The sequence below is a fragment of the Chromobacterium sp. INPA-IVC genome (assembly GCF_059047085.1).
In genome coordinates this window covers 156,603-172,116 of sequence record NZ_JBTNLS010000002.1, presented here as the reverse complement: position 1 = coordinate 172,116, position 15,514 = coordinate 156,603, and the positions used below count along the sequence as shown (strand labels likewise).

The 15,514-nt window shown below is 61.9% G+C and carries 15 protein-coding genes; 10 read left to right on the top strand and 5 right to left on the bottom strand.

Annotated features, from left to right (window positions below; all coding sequences use genetic code 11):
• The 7 genes from ACX17K_RS03590 to ACX17K_RS03560 all read left to right on the top strand — a co-directional run bounded on the left by ACX17K_RS03590 (window position 1) and on the right by ACX17K_RS03560 (window position 7,111).
• The gene (locus ACX17K_RS03590; protein ID WP_493773726.1) at window positions 1-498 is read left to right on the top strand and encodes a PTS sugar transporter subunit IIA; all 498 of its coding nucleotides are present in this window, start codon (window positions 1-3) and stop codon (window positions 496-498) included.
• Window positions 485-754 (top strand): HPr family phosphocarrier protein, encoded by a 270-nt coding sequence (locus tag ACX17K_RS03585; protein WP_221663951.1) that lies wholly within the window; start codon window positions 485-487, stop codon window positions 752-754. The genes ACX17K_RS03590 and ACX17K_RS03585 overlap by 14 nt, the downstream gene beginning before the upstream one ends.
• Window positions 755-929: 175 nt before the next feature.
• Complete coding sequence (gene ptsP, locus ACX17K_RS03580; protein ID WP_493773725.1) at window positions 930-2,669, top strand: phosphoenolpyruvate--protein phosphotransferase; 1,740 nt, start codon at window positions 930-932, stop codon at window positions 2,667-2,669.
• Window positions 2,670-2,711: 42 nt separating this feature from the next.
• Complete coding sequence (locus tag ACX17K_RS03575) at window positions 2,712-3,854, top strand: glycosyltransferase family 4 protein (RefSeq protein ID WP_493773724.1); 1,143 nt, start codon at window positions 2,712-2,714, stop codon at window positions 3,852-3,854.
• An 18-nt stretch (window positions 3,855-3,872) separates the two neighbouring features.
• Window positions 3,873-4,796, top strand: a complete 924-nt coding sequence (locus ACX17K_RS03570; protein WP_493773723.1) for a glycosyltransferase family 2 protein — start codon at window positions 3,873-3,875, stop codon at window positions 4,794-4,796.
• A 64-nt stretch (window positions 4,797-4,860) separates the two neighbouring features.
• Window positions 4,861-5,832, top strand: coding sequence for an NAD-dependent epimerase (locus ACX17K_RS03565; protein WP_493773722.1), 972 nt, complete (start codon window positions 4,861-4,863; stop codon window positions 5,830-5,832).
• Window positions 5,822-7,111 (top strand): O-antigen ligase family protein, encoded by a 1,290-nt coding sequence (locus ACX17K_RS03560; protein ID WP_493773721.1) that lies wholly within the window; start codon window positions 5,822-5,824, stop codon window positions 7,109-7,111. Before ACX17K_RS03565 ends, ACX17K_RS03560 begins: the two co-directional genes overlap by 11 nt.
• A 1-nt stretch (window position 7,112) precedes the next feature.
• Here ACX17K_RS03560 and ACX17K_RS03555 read toward each other — a convergent pair whose 3' ends face one another.
• Both ACX17K_RS03555 and rfaQ read right to left on the bottom strand, forming a co-directional pair.
• On the bottom strand, window positions 7,113-8,204 hold the full coding sequence (locus ACX17K_RS03555) for a glycosyltransferase (protein ID WP_493773720.1): 1,092 nt from the start codon (window positions 8,202-8,204) through the stop codon (window positions 7,113-7,115).
• Window positions 8,205-8,207: 3 nt separating this feature from the next.
• Window positions 8,208-9,281: a putative lipopolysaccharide heptosyltransferase III gene (rfaQ, locus tag ACX17K_RS03550; RefSeq protein WP_493773719.1), complete on the bottom strand. Its 1,074-nt coding sequence runs from the start codon at window positions 9,279-9,281 to the stop codon at window positions 8,208-8,210.
• A 242-nt stretch (window positions 9,282-9,523) separates the two neighbouring features.
• Here rfaQ and ACX17K_RS03545 point away from each other — a divergent pair, with 242 nt between their 5' ends.
• The 3 genes from ACX17K_RS03545 to msbA are packed head-to-tail and all read left to right on the top strand — an operon-like array spanning window position 9,524 to window position 13,295.
• On the top strand, window positions 9,524-10,414 hold the full coding sequence (locus ACX17K_RS03545) for a hypothetical protein (RefSeq protein WP_493773718.1): 891 nt from the start codon (window positions 9,524-9,526) through the stop codon (window positions 10,412-10,414).
• Window positions 10,414-11,529, top strand: a complete 1,116-nt coding sequence (locus tag ACX17K_RS03540) for a glycosyltransferase family 4 protein (RefSeq protein WP_493773717.1) — start codon at window positions 10,414-10,416, stop codon at window positions 11,527-11,529. Before ACX17K_RS03545 ends, ACX17K_RS03540 begins: the two co-directional genes overlap by 1 nt.
• 11 nt (window positions 11,530-11,540) lie before the next feature.
• On the top strand, window positions 11,541-13,295 hold the full coding sequence (msbA, locus tag ACX17K_RS03535) for a lipid A export permease/ATP-binding protein MsbA (RefSeq protein WP_493773716.1): 1,755 nt from the start codon (window positions 11,541-11,543) through the stop codon (window positions 13,293-13,295).
• 82 nt (window positions 13,296-13,377) lie between these two features.
• On the opposite strand, the gene ACX17K_RS03530 is transcribed toward msbA, so the two are convergent.
• The 3 genes from ACX17K_RS03530 to aroK all read right to left on the bottom strand — a co-directional run bounded on the left by ACX17K_RS03530 (window position 13,378) and on the right by aroK (window position 15,509).
• Window positions 13,378-13,758 (bottom strand): type IV pilus assembly protein FimV, encoded by a 381-nt coding sequence (locus ACX17K_RS03530; protein WP_021478274.1) that lies wholly within the window; start codon window positions 13,756-13,758, stop codon window positions 13,378-13,380.
• Window positions 13,759-13,875: 117 nt separating this feature from the next.
• The gene (gene aroB / locus ACX17K_RS03525; protein WP_493773715.1) at window positions 13,876-14,955 is read right to left on the bottom strand and encodes a 3-dehydroquinate synthase; all 1,080 of its coding nucleotides are present in this window, start codon (window positions 14,953-14,955) and stop codon (window positions 13,876-13,878) included.
• A complete protein-coding gene (aroK, locus tag ACX17K_RS03520) occupies window positions 14,955-15,509 on the bottom strand; it encodes a shikimate kinase AroK (RefSeq protein ID WP_493773714.1) in 555 nt (184 codons plus the stop codon). The genes aroB and aroK overlap by 1 nt, the downstream gene beginning before the upstream one ends.
• Between the last annotated feature and the right edge of the window lie 5 nt (window positions 15,510-15,514).

Below are 15,514 nucleotides of genomic sequence, written 5' to 3'. Positions count from 1 at the left end.
ATGCGCGGCGCGCCGGTCTGTCCGGCGTCGCCGCGCGGTTCAAATCAAGCGGCCGGACTGGTTCCGGCCCACCAAATCGAAGACTCGGGCATGGTAGGTGTTCTGATAATTGCACATGGGGACCTGGGACGTAGCCTGGCGGACTGCGCCAAGCACATCCTGGGCCGAGAGCCAGACAATCTGGCGGTAATGGCTGTTGACAAGACCGAAGACCCGGAACGCAAGCTGGCCGAGGCGCAGGGCCTGGTGGACGGGCTGGACGGCGGCGATGGCGTGGTGGTGCTGACCGACATGTACGGCGGCACCCCGTCCAATATCGCCAGCCGGCTGATCCGGCCGGGCCGCGTCGAGGCGGTGGCCGGCGCCAGCCTGCCGATGGTGGTGCGAGCGCTGTGCTACAGCAGCCAGCCGCTGGAAATCGTCGTCAGCAAGGCGATCACCGGCGGCCTGGAAGGCGTGCTTTATATAATCCCGGGGGAAGGCAATGCTGCGATCTGAAGTCGAAATCATCAATAAGCTGGGCTTGCACGCGCGCGCCTCAAGCAAGTTCACCCAGCTGGCCAGCCGTTACAAGAGCGATATTTTCATTTCCCGCAACAACCGCCGCGTCAACGGCAAGAGCATCATGGGCGTGATGATGCTGGCGGCGGCCAAGGGAGCCACGATCGAGCTGGAAATCAGCGGCGATGACGAACAACAGGCGCTGGAGGCGCTGATCGCGCTGATCAACAACCGCTTCGACGAAGCGGAGTGAGACGCGAAGGGATGGGAGGCCGGATTTCCCCGGCTTTCAGGGAGCCCGCTTGAGGCTGCCGATCGGCATGCGCGGGCCGTCCGGGACGTGGACGGCAGGCGGCGGTCGGACAGGCCTCCGGGCGGAGACAGCGGCAGGCACAGCACAATAACACCCGCCTGCCAGGGAGGGGGAAATGAGCATCATCCTGCACGGGGTGGCCATTGGCGGCGGCATCGCCATCGGCCGGGCCCATCTGATTTCGCGCAGCATGGACGATGTCGCGCACTATCTGCTGGAAGACGATGAGATTCCCGCGGAAAAGACGCGTTTCGACGAAGCGGTGAAGGCCACGCGCAAGGAACTGGAGATGCTGTGGGGCAGCATCCCGGAGAACGCGCCGGCGGAGCTGGGCGCCTTCCTGTCGCTGCACATCATGCTGCTGGGCGACGTCACCATCTCGCGCGAGCCGCGCGAGATCATCGAGAAGCAGCATTGCAACGCCGAATGGGCGTTGAAGCTGCAATGCGATCATCTAGTCGAGCAGTTCGACGCGATCGAGGAAGACTACCTGCGCGAGCGCAAGAACGACGTGCTGCAGGTGATCGAGCGCATTTTCAAGAATCTGGACGGCGACGCGCCGCAGCTGCCGGCGCCGGAAGACCTGGTCGACGACCACATCCTGGTCGCGCACGACCTGTCGCCGGCCGACATGGTCTATTTCAAGGACTCCAACTTCGCCGCCTTCATCACCGACGTCGGCGGCGCCACCTCGCATACCGCCATCCTCGGCCGCAGCCTGGATTTGCCGTCGGTGATCGCGCTGCATCACGCGCGCGAGCTGATCCGCGAGGACGAGATGATCATCGTCGACGGCGAGCAGGGCGTGGTGATCATCAATCCGGACGCGCTGGTGCTGACCGAGTACCGTCGCCGCCAGCGCGCCTGGCGCGGCGCGCGGCGCAAGCTGTCGTCGATCCGCAAGTCCAACGCCGTCACCCGCGACGGCGCGGTGATCGAGCTGTTGGCCAATATCGAGCGGCCGCAGGACGTGGAAGAGGTGCGCGAGTCCGGCGTGGTGGGCATCGGCCTGTTCCGCAGCGAATTCCTGTTCCTGGGGCGCGACACGCTGCCCACCGAGGACGAGCAATTCGAGGCCTACCGCCATGTGGCGACGGCGATGAAGGGCATGCCGGTCACCATCCGCACCATGGACCTGGGCGCCGACAAGAGCCCCAAGTGGCTGAATCACTGCCAGGCGGAGAATCCGGCTCTGGGTCTGACCGGCATCCGGCTGTGCCTGGCCGAGCCGCTGATGTTCCGCGCCCAGCTGCGCGCGCTGCTGCGCGCCTCGGTGCACGGCAAGATCCGCGTGCTGTTCCCGATGCTGAACTCATTGCCGGAGCTGAAGCAGGCGCTGGTCCAGTTCGCGTACGCGAAAGAGGAGTTGCGCGACGAGGGCATCGCCTACGCCGACGACGTCGAAGTGGGAGCGATGATAGAAATCCCGTCGGCGGCGCTGGTGGCCGGCAGCCTGGCCAAGCACGTCGACTTCCTGTCCATCGGCACCAACGACCTGATCCAGTACACGCTGGCCATCGACCGCAACGACGATACCGTCAGCCATCTGTACGATCCCATCCACCCGGCGGTGCTGAAGCTGATCCTGCACACCATCAAGACCGGCATCAAGGCCAACCTGCCGGTGTCGGTGTGCGGCGAGATGGCGGGCGACGCGCGGCTGACGCGGCTGCTGCTGGGCATGGGCCTGCGCAAGTTCTCGATGCATCCGGCCAATCTGCTGTCGGTCAAGCAGCGGGTGCTGACCAGCCATCTGGACGAGATCGCGCCGATCGCGACGCGCATGCTTAGATCAGAAGACCCTGATAAAATAGCGGATCTGCTGCAAATGCTGAATGCAGAGCCGGGTATCTAACCCGGCTTTTTAGTTTCCGGATTTCAAGAGGTTTTCCCCCGCATGACACGCTTGGCCATCGTCCGTCAGAAATACAACCCCGCTGGCGGCGCCGAGCGCTTTGTGAGCCGAGCGCTGGCCGCTTTGCGCAATCAGGGCGCGCTGGAAGTATCGTTGATCGCGCGCCGTTGGGAGCCCGTGGAGGGCGTCAGGGCTTACCAGGTCGGCGGGGCCTATCTGGGCAATGTCTGGCGCGATTGGGGCTTCGCCCGGCAAGCCAGGCGGATATGGTCGAGGGAGGGCTTCGATCTTGTCCAGTCGCATGAGCGCATACCGGGTTGCGACATCTATCGGGCGGGAGACGGGGTTCACCGGCGCTGGCTGCAGTTGCGGCGGCAGGGCATGTCGGCATGGGGCCGGTTTGTATTGTGGTGCAACCCTTACCATCATTATATCCAGCGGGCGGAGTCCGAGATGTTCCATCACCCCCGGTTGAAGCGGGTGATCTGCAACTCTCAGATGGTCAAGCGGGAGATACAGCAATATTTCGGCCTGACTGATCAACAGATCGTCGTCATTTACAACGGGGTCGACCTGCAGTCCTTTCACCCGCGTCTCCGCGCCGAGCATCGGCAGGCGATGCGCGGCCGATGGGGCGTGCCCGAGGATGCGCCGCTGCTGTTGTATGTCGGTTCGGGTTTCGAGCGCAAAGGCGTGGCGCGGGCCATGAAGGCGTTGCTGGCTAATCAAGATGTATGGCTGATGGTGGTGGGGGGAGACAAGCGGCTGGCTCGCTACCGCCAGTTGGCGGAAAAGCTGGGCGTGGACGCCAGAGTGGTCTTCGCTGGCGCGCAAGGCGAGGTCAGGCCGTTTTATGGCATGGCTGATGCTTTCATCCTGCCTACATTGTATGACCCCTTTCCCAATGTATGCGTAGAGGCGTTTGCTTGCGGATTGCCTGTTTTGACGACGCAGCAGTGCGGCGCGGCCGAGTTTGTCCGGCAGGGAGAGAACGGCTGGGCATGCGATGCTTTTGACGAGGAAGCGCTTGCCGGAAACGTGGCGGAATGGATGTCTGCGCATCAGCGCTGGCCAGCCCTGGCGGAAGCCGCCCGGCGTAGCGTGGAGGGGCTGAGCCTGGAGGCGATGGCGGAGCGAATGATGAACTGTTACCGGGATTTATTGTCGGTTAGCGATGTAGCTTGAAGAAAGGTTTATGAGTTGATGTTGCTAAGTATCATCATGCCGGCGCATAACGCTGCAGCATATCTGGGGCGGACCCTGGAGGTGTTGGCGCGGCAAATGGCTGGGTTGGCGCAGGTGGAAGTGATCGCGATTAATGATGCGTCCACTGATGGAACGGCCAAGATACTTGAAGAATTCACGCAATCCCATCCCTGGTTGAAGATGATTTCGGTCGATTTCGCAAACGTTGGTTTGGCGCGTCAGGCCGGAGTGGGGCAGGCGGGTGGGCGATATGTGACTTTTCTCGACAGTGACGATGCTTTTTTATCGGGCGGCTTGGCGTGGATGGTGAGCATGCTGCGGCAGCACGAGCCAGACTTGTTGATGACGCCGCTGCGGGAAACCGGTCAGCTGTTGGAAGACAGCGACGCTGGTGGCGTGTTCCGCGATGTGGCGCCGCTGTCGGTTCAGCAAGCCTGCGACCTGTTTTGCGAGCATCAGCGTCTGCAAGGGCACTTCGCAGGCAAGTGCGTGACTCGCCAGATTTTGCTGCAGCATGATCTGGCCGCCATGAAATGCTACGAAGACATGATGACGACGCCCCATTGGATCACGGAGGCGAAGTCCATCGTATGGGGCGAGGAGCCTGTCTATTCCTATTACAAGCGTCCGGGCAGCCTGTCCGACCGCGGTCAGACATGGCGTTACGGCGAGGAGTACATCAGGGCATTGCAGAGCATCGAGACCGCTTTTGCCGGGCGTATCGCCGCTTGGCAGACCGCGCATCTCTGGATCGGTTTTGCCAAGGACTTGCTGAAAACGCCTTCCGGGCGTCAATTCCTGAATGCGCAGCCCGCAGTCGCTGAAAAACTTCAGTCCATTTCGGTATGGAAGTATCTTGCGGCGAGGCAAGTTTCCTGCAAATGGAAGCTGCGTTTTCTGCGGGTGCGATTGAGACTGTGACAGCTTGATTCTGGCTGGCGCGAACGTATAAGTGATGGTCCGCTGAGTGGACATAAGGTATTCAATGATGAAGATTCTGGTGACCGGCGCGGCCGGTTTTATTGGCCGGGCCGTATGTGAAAAGCTGTTGGAGCAGCGGGATGTTCAGGTTGTCGGGATCGACAATCTGAATGATTACTATGCGGTCGAGCTCAAGCATGCGCGGCTGGCGACTTTGCAGGGGAAATCCGGTTTCAGTTTCTATCGGCAGGATATCGCGGACTGGCCTGCGATGGAGCGTTTGTTTGCGGCTGAAAAATTCGATTATGTCATTCATCTGGCAGCCCAGGCCGGGGTGCGCTATTCGCTGCAGAATCCCCATGCTTACGCGGAAAGCAATTTATTGGGCTTTACCAATGTGTTGGAGGCCTGTCGCCATTATCCGGTGAAGCACTTGGTATTCGCCGGATCGTCCAGTGTTTACGGCAGTGGTTCCGCCGTGCCGTTTTCGGAGGACCAGCGGGCAGATCATCCCGTCAGCTTCTACGCCGCGACCAAGCGCGCGAACGAGTTGATGGCGGCCAGCTATTCCCATTTGTACCAGTTGCCTACCACCAGCTTGCGTTTCTTTACTGTTTACGGCCCATGGGGCCGCCCGGACATGGCTCCCTGGTTGTTCACCGACGCCATTCTGAATGGCAGGCCGATCAAAGTATTCAATCATGGCAAGATGCAACGCGACTTTACTTACATCGATGACATCGTCGAGGGGGTGGTGAGGGTGATGGAGCATGTGCCATCGGGCGAGTTGCCGCATACGATTTTCAATATCGGCAATCATCAGCCGGTGGAGTTGATGACGTTCATCCAGCTGACTGAGAAGTATTGCGGCAAGGAGGCGGTCAAGGAATATCTGCCGATGCAGGATGGCGATGTGCCGATTACTTATGCTGAGACTTCCCGTCTGAGAGACGCAGTGGGCTTCACACCATCCACCACGCTTGAGGTCGGCATGGCGCGGTTTGTCGAATGGTTCAGGGGTTACCATGCAGTTTAATGGTAGAGAGGCGCTGGCGCAGCGGATGCCGATGCTGGACCGAGTGAATCAGTTTGCTCCATTCGCCTTGCTTTTGGGATGCTGTCTGATACTGACGCTTCCCGTGTCCGGGCGCACGTTGTTTTATATTCTGTGCTCGCTGTCCCTGCTGGCTTTGCCGTTGATCGTATTTCAACGTCGCGAGTCCGGGCCGAAGGGGCTGAAGCTGTTGTTGTCGTTTGCGCTGCTGAGTTTTATTGCATTTCGCGCCGCTTGGCTCTGGTATTTTCCCGCGCCTACTGATCCAGCCCTTTTCCCCGTAGCGTTTGCCTATCAGCTTTCAAGTAAAATCTGGCTTAGCGCCCTGCCTTTGCTTTTGCTTCCGCTGTGGAGTCCGCCCCGGAAGGACGCATCTCCGGCGTATGTGACAATCGCTTTTGTATCGGCATCGATATTGTTGTCCATTATTACTTTGAAAGTTTGGCATGATGCGAATGGAGTGCGAATCGGCCTTGGAAGCTTATATGCTACCGGCGCCGCTTATCTGCTCTGTGCGATTCATTTTTTCACCTTGCTGTTGTTTTATCCTTTCCGTCTTAAGAATTGGCAATGGCTGGGCTTTTGCCTGGTAATCGCGTTGCAGTTCATGTCCATTGTGGCAACTGGCACGCGCGCCGCAATTTTGGTTTATCTGTTTGTGTTTGGCTGTGCGGTCCTGTGGCGATTTGGCCTGCACCAGAGTTGGCGTACCTATGTGATTGCCGCATTGTTGTCGGTGGTGACATTATGGTCCAGCTGGAACATGGTTGGTAATCGGGTCAAAGAGGCGCAGACGGATCTGATTGCTTATAGTCAAGGCAATGCCGATACTTCTTTGGGTATCCGCTTTTCGCTGTGGGATGCTGGGACGCATGCCGTGCAGGAACAGCCTTGGGGGCAAAGTATTCAGGCGCGGGATATCTTATTCCATCAGCTGGTCAAGGATGGCGAACTCAATAAGGCAGCTTTGATTATGCGGGATGTTCATTTGCATAACGAGTGGCTTGAAATTTTGTCTTTGCAGGGGGTGCCGGGTGCGCTGTCCTGGATGATTTTTTTATTGGGATTCGGCATTTATGGCTGGAAGCGCGGCAGCTTTTCCAGGCGATTCATGGGGCTTTATGTCGGGTTCTGGATGGTGTTCGGCTTGAGCGACGTGTTGCTGCTGAGTCCGCAGATTGCGATGTTCGGCGCGATGTTCGCCGCCCTCGGCTTATACCTGGCGCCCATATTCGACGCCAGGTGCGAGCAGCGGCTTTAGCTTACTGATCGGCCAGCGCCAGATAGCGATTGACTGAGGTGTCCAGCGAGAACGCAGCCAGTTGTTCGGGTTGTAAAAGCGCAGGGGCTTGCAGGACTCGCTTGATGGCATCTGCCAACGCTTGGCTATCCATTCGGCTTAGTCCCGTGGCCAGATCGCCGGTCAGGATTTCCGCCGGGCCTTCAGGACAATCGGTGCTGGCCACCGGCGTGCCGCAGGCTAGCGCTTCGACCAGCACGTTGCCGAATCCTTCGTAATCGGAGCTGAGCACCAGGGCGCGCGCGGCCCGCATGTAGGCGTACGGATTGTCCGTGAACCCGGCGATGACCAGCCGGTCGGCGATGCCCAGCCGCTCGGCCTGGGCCTGCAGCGCGGAGAGTTCGGCCTGGCCGCCTTGGCCGAGCAGAACCAGCTTGCCGGCGTAGCCGCTCAGCTTGAACGCCTCCAGCAGCCGGTCGTGCCGTTTCTGATGGTTGAGGCGGCCGACGTGGAGAATGAAGTCTTCGCCGTCCAGCGGGCAGGGCGCCGTCGCGCGTTGGCGAATCCCGTCGAGGTCGAAGGGATTGTAGATGGCCTCCATCCGCGCCGGCCGTATGCCGCAATCCAGTATGTCCCGCTGCAACGCCCGGCAGACCGTGATCAGCTTGCGGCCGGAATAGGTGCGGACGAGCTGGCGCTTTTTCAGCCAATGGCGGATCCCGCTTCTCTCCGCCAGCTGTCCTGCCTGGATCGCGCAATGCAGGCACAGCCAGGCGTGTTTCAGATAGGGGCAGGCCGCCACGATCCTGTCGGTTTTCGGCAGATTGGAAACGGCCAGATTGATTGGCCGTCCCGCGAAGTGCCGGCGCAGCGCGTTGTCCAGCTGGCGCGCCCGGCGGAGGATCTCGGTCTGGCGGCGAAACGGCCCGCGGTAGCGGTCCTCCACCAGCAGGTAGTCGACGCCGTCGGGTATCGGATAGTCGAGGCTGGCCTGCAGCGAGGCGATCGTGACTTGATGGCCGCGGGCGGCCATCTCTCCGGCCAGGGTGATGACCACGCGCTCGGCGCCGCCTCCGGGCAGGCCGTCGATGATGAACAGAATGGTTTGACGCATGCTTTATTCCTGGGCAGGGGAGGACAGCAGCTCGCGGCTGGCGTTCAGCGCCGCCTCCAGCGGGATGTTTGCCAGATAGCGCTGGCGCGTCGAGGTGTCCACCTGGTCCGGATCGATCAGTTCGCCGTAGTCGGCGGCGTTCAGCAGGCGATGGCGGGTCATCCAGGGATGCCACTCGTGGATTTTGCTGGGACCGAAGAGGGCGACGGTATCCTTGCCCAGCGCCGCGGCCATGTGCATGGGGACGGAGTCCACGCCGATGAACAGCCGGGCGCCGTCTATGATGGCCGCCAGTTGATTCAGGGTGAGCCGGCCGGCGACGGAGACGACGCGGTCGGAGCGGATTTGCGCCTGTATGGCGGCGACCATGTCCATTTCGGCCGGATCGGGCGCCGCGGTGAGAACGATGGACCAGCCGTCGGACGCCAGGGTTTCCGCGAGTCCGGCGAATCTATCGTCCTCCCAGCATTTGAAGAACCAGCGGGAGGATGGATGGATGACGATGTAGGGGCCGTTGACGCCGGCTTCCTTGAGCAGCGCCGCCACCGATTCCCGGTCGGCGGCCTGGATCGGCAGCACGCAGCGTTGCTCGTCTGCGGTCGGCGTGATGCCAAGCGGCGACAGCGCGAGCAGATTCTGGCTGACGGTGTGCAGGGTGTCGCTCGGCGCTAGCGGGGCGAGGGCGGTGAAAAAGCGATGCCAGGGGCTGTTGCGGCGTTTTGGGTAATCGAAGCCGATCGCGTGGCGGCGGGCCAGCAGCTTGGCGAAAAAGGCCCCCTGCATCTGGTCGCTCAGGTGTATCACCGTCTGGTAGCGTTGCCGGCGCAGCGCCAGCAGCAGGCGGAGCTGAGACGCCAGTTTGCGCCAGCCGCGCAATGAGCGGTCAAGCGTCCAGATGCGGGCGATGTCTGGATTGTGTTGCAGCAGCGGGACGGTTTCCCGGTAGACCAGCATGTCGATCTCGCACTGCGGGTAGCGCGACTTCAGTGTCCTGGCCACCGGCGTGGTGAGCAGGATGTCGCCATGATGGCGCAGTTTGATCAGAAGGATGCGGTCGGGTGCTTCGGTCTGGGGCATAAGAGGATGCGGATGTTCGCCCCGGGCGATGCCTGGCAGGGCTCGGCGGGTGCGCTGGTACGATTAGTAGAGGCCACGGCGGCATCATGATCAGGCGATTATATACGACATGGGAGCCTTCTTGAGGAAGCTTGCTGCCCGTGGTTATTGCTGCGATGATTGCGCCTCCCCAAGCGTTTGGCCGAGGAGCGTCGGAAGCGGGGTGGATGTATGAAGAATAATATCTGGAGTGTGTGTCCGTAATGCGTGATCTGTCCGATTTTGGCTTGGCCGAGTGGTTGAGGCTGTCGCCGTGCCATGATGCGCTCAAGCAGTGGCGGAATGATGCATGGCAATCCATGTATCTGGCCAAGCGCGCGGCGGGGCAGGAGCGCTTCGTCGAGAGCCTGCGCGACCCGGCCGCCAATCTGGGCCTGGTTGTCGCGTTCGAGCAGCCCTGGGCGTTGAACTGGCAGTTGGAGCGCGCGCGCGTGAATGCCCCGGGCACCCGGATGGCGGTGTTCGATAATTCCCGGCGTCCGGAAATGAGGCGCCAGATCGAACAGGTCTGCCGCGAGAACCAGGTGCCTTATCTGGCCCTGCCGGCCAATCCGACCCGGCATGTCAACCGTTCCCATGGTTTCGCGATGAGCTGGATCTACCACAACATCGTGCTTCCGGCTAAGCCCCGCAGTTTCGCTTTCATCGATCACGACATGATTCCGGTGGCGCCCAGCCGATTGCTGGTCGACCTCGACGACCAGCCGGTGTACGGCCTGCCTAACCACAGCGAGTGGGGCTGGCATTTGTGGGCCGGGTATTGCGCGTTCCGCTTCGATCACGTGCGGCGGCGCCGGCTCAATTTTCTGTATGACTTTTCCAATGGGCTGGATACCGGGGGGCGCAATTGGCGTTCGCTGTATCGGGAGCTGGATGTTTCCGGCTTGAGAATGGCGAAGCATCGCATGCGCGAGATCAGCGATCCGGTGAGCGGGCATCCCTTCACCATTCAGGTGATCGATGATTGCTGGTATCACATCGGCAGCATCAGCTATAACAATGGTTTCGAATCGCAGTTCGAGCTGTGCCAGCACCTCAAGGCCGAGTTGGCGGCTGGCCGGCCCTGGGCCGAGCTGTGTCCGCCCGAGGGTTGATGGGCATCCGCATGTCTGAGTTCATATTATTCTCCGAGTCTTCGCCCAATGTGGGAGGACAGGAGTTTCAACTGATGCAGCAGATGGCCAAGCTGAGCGAGGCGGGCTATCGTCCTGTGCTGGCGTGCCGTCCCGGCACGGCGGTGGCCGATGCCGCGCGCGACAAGGGGCTGGCCATCCTGCCCCTGCGCTTTCGAAACAGCGCGCACCTGCCCACCATCGCGGGCTTATGGCGCTGGATGCGCGAGCACCGGCCCAGGCTGGCGATTTGCCACAGCGGGCACGACAGCAATAATGTGGCCCTTGCCGCCAGAATGTTGCGGAATAGGCCGTTCCTGCTGCGATCCCGCACTTACCAGGCCGGCTACCCGTCGACCTTGACTTACAACCACCTGATTGATGCGACGATGCTGCCGAGCGAATGCTTGCGGCAAACCCTGCTGGCGAATCCGGCTATCCGGGCGGAGCGCTTGCACGTCGTGTATCCGGGGGTCGATTTCGAGCGGCTGGATCAGTCTGCCGGGCAGCCCTTGCCGCCGCGGATTGCCGATTGGCTCTCTGGCGGGACTGGCCCGGTGCTGGCGCATGCGGCGATGCTGCGCGGAGAGAAGGGGCATCTGACTTTGCTCGGCGCGCTGGCCGAATTGAAAGACGCGTGGCCTGGCTTGCGTTACGTCATCGCCGGCGACGGCGGGGAGAGGGCGCGCATCGAAGCGGAGGTCTCTCGTTTGGGATTGCAGGATCGCGTGTTGCTGGCCGGCATCGTCAATCCGGTCGCGGCTTTGCTCGCCCGGGCCGACATCGTCGTCATGCCCTCCACTTATGAGCCGCTGGGCATGTCGCAGATTGAGGCTTTGGGGCTGGGCGTTCCCGTCATCGCCAGCGATACCGGCGGCATTCCTGAGACGATTTCCGATGGGGTGACCGGCCTGCTGGCCACGCCTGGCAGCGTATCCGATTGGGCCCGCGCGCTGGCGGAAGCATTGGCCGATCTGCCCGGAATGCGCGCGATGGCGGACAAGGGGCGCGAGGATGTCCGTCAGCGTTTCTCGGTCGAACGCAATTTGGAAAGCATTCTTCAATTAGCAGGGTTGCCGCGTTCGCCGCGCGGATGACAGGGTTTTGAATGAAAGATTCGTTTAAGAATAGTTGGGCTATATACCGGCGGCTGCTCGGATATTTGTTTGGCTACTGGAAAGTGCTGCTGCTGTCGATCCTATCGATGGCGGTGGCGGCGCTGACCGAGCCTGCCGTCGCCAAGCTGCTCAAGCCGCTGATCGATGGCGGCTTTGTCAATAAAGATCCCCAGGTGATCATGTGGGTGCCGCTGGCCATCATCGGCATTTACCTGATACGCGGCGTGGCCGGCTTCATCAACGAATATACCGCCAGCTGGCTGACCGGGCAGCTGGTGCAGGCTTTGCGGCAGCAGATGTTCGCCAAGCTGGTGCGTTTGCCGGCGCATTATTACGACGAGCACCAGTCCGGCAGGTTGATGTCGCGGATCACCAACGATGTCAATCAGGTGACCGAGGCGGGCTTCAACGTGATCACCGTCACCGTGCGCGACGGCTTGACCGCGTTGGGCATGCTGGGCCTGATGCTGATGACGGACTGGCAGCTGACGCTGATCTGCCTGGTGGTGATGCCGGGCGTTACCTATTGCATGCGGTTGGTGGGCAAGCGTCTGCGTGGATTGGCGCGGCAGAACCAGCAGCATATGGCGCAGATGACCCAGGTGTTGGCGGAGAGCATCCAGTGCCAGCGCGCGATCAAGGTATATGGCGGCCAAGAGCGCGAGATGGCGCGGTTCGACGATACGGCGACGTCGGTTCGGCGCAACCAGGTCAAGCAAAGCGCGGCCAGCTCGGCGAATACCGGCGTCACCCAGCTGATGATCGCGTGCGCGCTGGCGGCGATCTTGTACTTTGCCGGCCTGCGCGCCCAGCATGGCGCGCTGACCGCCGGCGATTTCATGGTGTTTCTGACGGCGATGCTCGGCCTGTTCGCGCCGGTCAAGCGCATTTCCAGCGTATCGCAGGCGATGCAGCGCGGCCTGGCGGCGGCGGAGTCGGTATTCTCCTTCATCGACGAGCCCGGCGAGGCCGACAGCGGCGATCGCGCCTTGCCCGCGCCTAGCGGGCAGCTGCGCTTCGATAGCGTCAGCTTCGCCTATCCCAATGTGGACAACCCCGCGTTGTCCGGCATCGACTTGACCATACAGCCCGGCGAGACCGTGGCGCTGGTGGGGTCCTCCGGCAGCGGCAAGACTACGCTGGCCAGCCTGGTGCCGCGTTTCTATGAGCCATCGGCGGGACGGCTGCTGCTGGACGGCGTGGCGCTGTCCGACATCCCGTTGAGCCAGTTGCGGGAGCATATCGCGCTGGTCAGCCAGCAGGTGGAGCTGTTCAACGATACGGTGGCGGCCAATATCGCTTACGGCCGGGAGGATGCGTCGCGCGAAGCGATCATCGATGCCGCCCGCGCGGCCAATGCGCTGGAGTTCATCGAGGCCTTGCCGGAGGGGCTGGACACCATCATCGGCGAAAATGGTTCCCGCTTGTCGGGCGGTCAGCGGCAGCGGCTGGCGATCGCGCGCGCGCTGTTGAAGAACGCGCCGCTGCTGATTCTGGACGAGGCGACGTCGGCGCTGGACACCCAGTCGGAGCGTCTGGTGCAGGCCGCGCTGGAAAACCTGATGAAGAACCGCACGACCATCGTGATCGCGCACCGGCTGTCCACCATCGAGAACGCCGACCGCATCGTGGTGATGCACCAGGGGAAGGTAGTCGAGCAGGGACGCCATCAGGCATTGCTGGGGCAGGGCGGCTTGTACGCCAGGTTGCACAGCCTGCAGTTCAGCGAGCCGAAGGCGGACTGAGTCCATTGCGGCTGGCGAAAACAACAAGGCTGCCCGAGGGCAGCCTTGTTTCGTTGGCCATGGCGCCTGAGCGCTCGGTAACTCAACGTTTGGAGAACAACGGCTCCTGCGGCGCCAGCTCGCGGCCGTTTTCTCGTATCGTGTGCCAGACCGGCTGGCCCTGCACTTGAGGGTGGACGTCGCGGGCGAGCGACACATAGGCCTTGCTGTCGCGGGCATTGGAGTATGCGCGCAGCAGGGCGACTTTGGCGTGGAGATTGTCGGGATCGTCCTTCAGGGAATCCTTAAGGACTCGGACGGCTTCGCGGGTGCGGCCATAAGCCAGGAAGACTTCGGCTTCTCCGACAGGGTCGATGCCGCGTTGAACGGGCTTGATGTAACGTAGATGGCGCCAGAACTGGCGCAACGAATAATAGACGAGCATCAGGGCCAGACTGCTGGCCAGTGCCGTAAAGACATCCATTCTATTTCTCCCCCCTCGTGTGAAACAACATCTTATTTAGTCTGTTGATTATTCTGACGAGGCGGGCGACTTGGCAATTCGTATAAACTCGTAGCCAGGCCGCCCGGACAGCCGGGATCAGCTGTTTTCGCGCAGAATCCGGTCCAGCAAGGCGGTGTCCAGCCCCGACTCTATCACGGCTTGGCCCAGCGAGCGCAATAGGACGAAGCGCACGGTGCCGGACTCGACCTTCTTGTCGTGGCTCATCAGGCTCAGCCATTGCTCGGTCGGCATGGCGGGGGCCTTGACCGGAAGACCGGCGGCGGCGATCAGCCGGCGCACGCGTTCCACGTCGTCCCGGCTGATCCAGCCTAGCTCGGCGGAGGCCGCGGCGGCCAGCACCATGCCGACGGCCACCGCCTCGCCGTGCAGCCACGCGCCGTAGCCCAGGCCGGCCTCGATGGCGTGGCCGAAAGTATGGCCCAGGTTCAGCAGCGCGCGCACGCCGTTTTCCTTTTCGTCCTCGGAAACGATGGCGGCCTTCATTTCGCAGCTGCGCTTCACCGCGTATTGCAGCGCTTCGCCGTCGCGCGCGCGCAGCTTGGCTACATTGGCTTCCAGCCAGGCGAGGAAGCCGGCGTCGCCGAGCAGGCCGTACTTGATCACTTCGGCCAGGCCCGCGGACAGTTCGCGGTCGGGCAGGGTGGCCAGCAGATCCATGTCGGCGATGACGGCCTTCGGCTGGTAGAAGGCGCCGATCATGTTCTTGCCCTGCGGGTGGTTGATCGCGGTCTTGCCGCCGACGGAGGAGTCCACCTGCGCGAGCAGGGTGGTGGGAATCTGGATAAAGGGCGCGCCGCGCTGGTAGCAGGCGGCGGCGAAGCCGGTCATGTCGCCTATCACGCCGCCGCCCAGCGCGATCAGCGTGGTCTTGCGCTCGGCGTTACCCGACAGCAGCGCATCGAAGATCAGATTCAGCGTCTGCCAGTCCTTGTGCCGTTCGCCGTCGGGCAGCACTACGCTGGAGCAGGCTACGCCGCGGGTTTCAAGCGCTTGCTGCAGCCGGGACAGATAAAGCGGTGCGACGGTGGCGTTGCTGACGATGGCTGCCTTGGGCAGCGGCAGGTGGGGCAGCAGCAGATCGACCTGTTCCAGGAGTCCGTGGCCAATGTGTATCGGGTATCGGGTGTCGGGAAGGATCAGGTCGAGGGTGATCACTAGTCGGTTTCCTTGGGATGTTGCGGCGAAGCCAACAGCTGGTCGAACAGGCGGGCGACCAGCAGATTGACGTTCTGCTGGGTGGTGTCGATGATGATGTCGGCGATCTCGCGGTACAGCGGATCGCGCTCGTTGAACAGGCTTTCCAGCTTGGCGCGCGGATCGGCGATCTGCAGCAGGGGGCGGTTCTTGTCGTGCTGGGTGCGGGCGAGAAGGTCGTCTATCGCGGCGCGCAGGTAGATCACGGTGCCGTGGCTGGCCAGAACCTTGCGGTTCTCCTCGCGCATCACGGCGCCGCCGCCGGTGGCGAGCACGATGTCGCGCTGCTGGGCCAGGTCGCGGATCACGCAGGCTTCTCGATTGCGGAAGCGCAGCTCGCCTTCGATGTCGAAGATGGTGGCCACGCGCACGCCGGTGCGCGCTTCGATCTCCTGGTCGGAGTCGTAGAACGTCTTGCCGGTGCGGCGCGCCAGCGCTCTGCCCACCGTGGTCTTGCCTGCGCCCATCAGACCGACCAGAAAAAAGTTGCCTGCCAATTTCTCCATGGCAGCCATTGTAG